At 71.6% G+C, this 5,403-nt stretch carries 3 protein-coding genes; all 3 read right to left on the bottom strand.

The window, feature by feature from the left end; all coding sequences use genetic code 11:
* Nucleotides 1-255: hypothetical protein (locus VIW71_RS23410; protein ID WP_331624525.1), on the bottom strand; the 255-nt coding region annotated here is incomplete at its 3' end.
* Between the two features lie 9 nt (nucleotides 256-264).
* Entirely contained in the window at nucleotides 265-3,633 is a 3,369-nt protein-coding gene (locus tag VIW71_RS23415; RefSeq protein ID WP_331624526.1) for a hypothetical protein, read from the bottom strand.
* A gap of 13 nt (nucleotides 3,634-3,646) precedes the next feature.
* Nucleotides 3,647-5,403: phage tail tape measure protein (locus VIW71_RS23420; protein ID WP_331624528.1), on the bottom strand; the 1,757-nt coding region annotated here is incomplete at its 5' end.

A 5,403-nucleotide genomic window follows, 5' to 3' on the forward strand; every position in this document is an offset into this window, starting at 1 on the left:
GGATCCGGACAGGGTGTACCAGGCGGTCATCGGTACGGTCCAGCGGGTGGGGTTGGCCGCCGACCACCCCACCAGGTCGTCCAGGTCGATCTGGTTCCAGGAGATGGCGTTGGCGGCGGTCTCGGTGCCGGCGGGGATGGACTGGGCGGTGGTGCGGTAGGCGCGGAAGACGACCAGGCCGCTGAGGGATGCCAGGTTGAGGGCGCTGGCGGTGACTTTCTGCCCGGCCGCGAACGGCTGAGTGCGCACAGCCACAGGTGCCTCCTACAGGGCGAGGATCATGGGGGTGGCCAGCTCGATCGCGGCGCCGGCCGCGTGCGGTTTGCTGATGCCGTTGACGGCGCGGGTGACGGTGAATCCCTGGGGGTTGAGGAGCGCGAAGTCGTCGAACGCGGCGGTCACGGGCAGGGTGTTGGTGTTGCCGGTGTTGAGGGTGGAGCGGACGCCGACCGGGCCGGCGGTGGTGATGGTGGTGTCGGTGACGGTGGTGTCCCACATGCCGGGTTCGACGCCGGCGGCCGGCCATGTCTTGGCCCGGTAGGTGCTGCCCGTGGCCTGGAACCGCATCCGGAACATCGCGCCGGCGGCGTGGGTGAGGGTGGTGGTGCGGGTGGAGAGCTGGGTGTCCGCGCCTGCGACGCGTTTGCGGATGCTGATGATCACCGTCTGGGTGGTGGTGAACTCCAGCCGGGCGTACATGGTGGTGGTCGAGTCGGTCCACCGGCCGACCAGGTAGATCAGGTGGCTGGCGCCGGTGGCGAGCGCGGACGTGGACGCCGTGACCGCGATGTCGAAATCGGCCAGGCTCACCCCGGTCAGGCTGGCGATGGTGTTGCGGGAGACGTTGACGCTGGCCAGGCTGTGCCGCCCGCTGCCGCCGCTGACCGAGTAGTCGGAGGCCGACCCGTTGGACGAGGTCCACGCCTGCCCGGTGTCCGCGGTGCCCCACCCGTTGCTGACGGTGCGGCCGAATGCGTCGGCGATGGCGCCCCGGATGGCGGTTGCGGTGACCACTTCTCCGCCGACCCGGAGGTCGACGGGCATCTCGGCCGGGTCGGTGGTCCACAGCGGGCCGGCGGTGACCCGCACGGGCAGGACTGTCGCGGCCGCGGTGACCGCGGCGGCGAGCTGGCTGCCGTCGGTGTCGGCGCGGCCGAGGACCGGGTCGTCCAGGACCGCGACGGACCAGGGGCTGGCCGGGGTGCAGGTGAACTTGAACGTCCAGTCGGTGAGGGTCAGGGTTTCGGTGATGCCCTGGATGATCATGTCGGCGTTGCCCGGGGGGCCCTTGCCGAGGGGCACGCTCGTGATCTGCAGGCGGTCCCCGACCTCCAGGCGGGCGAGGGTTGGGGCTAGTTCGGGGTGGGCGCGGGCGCTGATGACGACGGTCGGGTAGCGGGGGTCGGTGGTGGTGCCGAGGTGGACCAGCCACGCGGCGATGGGCTCGGTCTGCTCGTCCTGGTACAGGCTGAGGGTGGCCGAGCTGTCGTAGAGGCCGACCGCGTCGGTGCCGCGGGGGCCGGTGGTTTGCGTGTACTGGCCGGAGGATCCGCCGTCGCGGGTGACGAGCATGTCGTTGCGCAGCAGCTGGTCGTCCCGCACGGGTTTTCCGGTGCCGGCGGCCAGCTGGCCGTAGGACACGGTGGCCGGGGTCTGGTTGTACAGGGTGGTCCGGTCGCGGTAGAGCAGGCCCATGCGGTGGCGGTGCTCCAGGAGCAGGCCGCCGTCGGCGTCGGCCGCTCCCGACAGGAGCTGCAGGAGCGTGCTGATTTTCTGGGGGCCGACCTGCTGCTGCTCGGCGATGACACCGCGCACCGACAGCTGTACGCCGGTCTCCTGGGCCAGGCGGATCATGCGGGTTCCGGCGTGTTCGCCGTTGTGGGCGGTGATGGCGCCGGTGTAGGCGTCGGTGGTGTCGGTGCCCCACGCGCTGATGTGGCCGATGGCCATGCCGTCCAGGGCGGGGTCGTAGCCGCCGGCCGGTGAGGTGACCGCGGTGGGCCGTCCCAGGGTCCCGGCGTAGGTGGAGGTGACCTGTCCGGCGGTGCCGCCGACGTCCTGCCAGACGACGGCCCAGGTGACCGTGCCGCCGGACACCGACAGGGCCAGGCGGACCTCGATCCACTGCCCGTACAGGTCCAGGCCGGTGCCGATGTCGGAGGTGACGACGGTGTTGCCGGCGGCGTCCAGGCCGGTCAGGCGGGAGAGGGTGTCGCGCTGCTGCAGCGTCCATTCGGTGACGGTGCCGGTGGAGGTGATCCGCATCAGGGTCTGCAGGCTGGTGTTGACGGTGTCGATGCGGTAGATCCAGCGGACCTGCCAGCCGGTGATGCTGCCCGCCGGTGCGGGGATCGCGCCGCGCATCGTCGGCGCCCCGGTGCCGGTGGTGAGGGTGGGCAGGGGGGCGGAGCTGGCCAGGGAATCGGCCTGCGCCCAGGCCAGGCCGCTGGCGGCCAGCGGGGGGACCCCGGTGATCGGGGAGTACGCCCGCCGCGCGTCCGTAGCCTCCTCCATCGGCCAGTACGCCAGCGGCCCGTAGGAGGGGATGCGGCGGCGCAGCGCGGAAGGCAGGGCCTTCTGTCCCTGGCCCAGGCGCTGGCGCAGCCCGGAGGCCTGCACGGGCACGTACACGTCGTTGCCCGACGGGTCCCATTCGACGGGCAGGGTGGAGACCTGCAGGTGGGCCCGGTAGTCGCGGTCGGTGACCTCGGCGGTCCCGGTCAGGGACCAGGTGCGGCCGGCCCCGTCGGCGAAGCTCGTCGTGCCGGCCGGCAGCGCGGTGAATGTGGGGTTGGCGACGACGGTGCCGCCGATACCGGACCGCACCTCGAATGCGTACACGCGCCCCTGCGCGGGCTCGAAGAACGTGCCGGCGTGGATGACCGAGGCCAGGTTGCCGAGCTCCAGCGGCGCGGTGGAGTTGTAGATGCTCGTGGCGCCGCCGGTGGTGGTGACGGTCTGGTGCAGCTGGGTCCACGGCCCGGCGATCGTGGGAGCGGTGTAGAGGGTGCAGGTGTAGCCGCCCGCCCCGTTGTCCACGTCCAGCGTCGCCCGGATCGCGAGCCTGCCGTGGCCGGGTACCGGCAGCGCCGCGGCGGCGGCCACGTCCACCGTGTTGGCGAGGGTGCCGTCGGTGCTCCAGCTGAACGTGGGCCCCCCGGTGGTGGTGTTGACGACCAGGCGCCAGCTGCGCTGGTTCCCGGTCACCGTGTACTTGCCGGCCAGCTCGGTGGTGTCGGTGTCCGTCAGGGTGATCCAGTTGTCGAGCTGGGCGTCGATACGGACGTCGATGTCGCCGGTGATGTCCAGGGCCGCGGCGTCCGGGGTGGAGACGGTCGCGGACTCGTCGTCCATCCCGGGCAGCAGCAGGTAGTGCTCGGCCGCGGGCACGGAGACGCGCACGGGGATGTTCTGGTCGAGCTCCCCGTAGTAGTCGCCCAGCGGGTTGTCCGGGCTGTAGCGGCCGTGACGGTTGTTCAGCGTGAAGCTGCCGCGGGCCGGGTCCGGCTGCGAGGTGGCGTTCTGCCGCCCGCGCACCAGAGTGATGCCGGCGGCGGCCCGGACGTCGCCGCTGATGTCGGTCCAGGTCCCGCCGAGCAGCAGCTCGGTACGGATGTCCAGGGGGAACGTCACAGCGGTGCACCTCCTACGCGCGGGGGGTCAGGATTTCGACGGGGTCTCCGCCCCGGACGCGGATCGCGTCGAGGAGCAGCTGGAGAATGGCGTCGTTGGCGGCCCCGCCCGCGCTGGCGATCTCCAGGACGGTGCCCTGCCCCCCGCCGCCGGCGGCCCGGGCCACCCCGGTCGTTACGTTGCCGGGGATGCTGGTGGTGACGGCCTGCAACTGCCGCTGCAAGGTGGGTTCCTGGCCCGCGATGCCGTCCATCAGGCCGGACATGAGCGCCTCACCCGACGGGGTCAGCAGCCGCATGTCCACGTCCATGGGCCCCTTCCAGTCGGGGATCATCGACGTGATCGAGCCGAGCTGGTCCCGCAGGGCGCCGACCTTGCTGGTGATGCCGTCGATCAGGCCCTGGACGATGCCGCGCCCGGCACCGAGCAGCAGGGTGCCGAGGTCGCCCAGGGCGCTGCGGATGCGGCCGGGGATGCTCCGCACGAAATCGACCAGCGCCATCGTCTTGGTGACGGCGCTGTTGGCCATGCCCTGGAAGTACCGGCCGGCCATGCCGGGCAGAGCGCCGAGCCAGCCCACGGCGGACAGCACCCACCGCATCCCGGAGGCCACTTTGCCGTTGACCCAGCCGATCGCCGCGCCGACCGCGTCCATGATGGTGTCCCAGTGGGCGATGATCAGCTGCGGGCCGGGCCAGTGGTAGAACAGCCACGTCAGGACCTTGAAGCCGTCCTGGAGCAGGCCCCACAGCCAGTCCCAGGCCGCCGCCACGCCGTCCATCGCCGCGGCCCACATGTCCTGGAACCACGTCGTCTTGGTGGCGATCACCACGATCGCGGCGACCAGCGCGACGATGCCCAGGATGATCCACGTCATCGGGTTGGCCAGCAGCGCACTGTTCAGGGCCCACTGTGCGGCGGCCCAGACCGCCAGGGCGGCGGCCACCGCCAGGACGACGGGGGTGATCGCGCCGATCAGCCCGGGGTGCTCGCGCAGCAGGTCCGCCACGAGCCGCAGGACCGGGGCCAGGGTCTCGCCGATCGTCATGGTCACCGACCGCATGACCGACTCCCAGGCCTGCGCCGCCGAGGCCTGCATGCTGTCGGTGATCTTCTTCGTGGCGCCGGCCGCGTCGTCCATCCCCGAGGTGGCGGCGGCCGAGCTGGCGCTGATGGTCAGCAGGGTGTTGCCCAGGTCCTCACCCGGCCCGCCGAAAAGGGCCGCCTGCAGACGGGTCCGCTCGGTCTGGTTCTCGACGTTCTTCAGGGCGGTGGTGACCTCGTCGAACGCGCGCGTGCCCTGGCCCTTGTCGACCAGGCCCTGGATGTGTTCCACGTCCAGGCCGAGCTCCTTCAGCGGCTCGGACACGGCCCCGGTGTCCGCGAGCAGCAGCGTGAACTCCTTGACCGCGTCGCCGAGCTTGTCGAGCTCGAACATCGGGTTCTTCGCGGCCTCGGCGAGCAGCCCGAACATCTCCGGACCGGAGAACCCGAGCTGGCGGAAGAACTCGCTGTACTCGGAGGTGAGGGCGGGGATCTCCTCGCGCATCGCCGGCGGGAGCTTCTGCGCGGCGGCGGTGATCAGGTCGAACGCCTCGCCGCCGTCCTTGGCCAGCCCGGCTTTCATCAGCTGCCCGGCGGCCTGGGTGGACTCCGCCACGTCGAACTCGAACGTGTGGGCCAGGGCCTCGGCGTCCTTGGTCAGCTCGCCCAGTTCCTTGGAGCTCAGGTTGGCGAAGCCGCCCAGGTTCTGGGCGACCGCGCCGAGGT

Source organism: Streptomyces sp., assembly GCF_036524955.1.
In the GTDB taxonomy this organism is placed as follows: domain Bacteria; phylum Actinomycetota; class Actinomycetes; order Streptomycetales; family Streptomycetaceae; genus Actinacidiphila.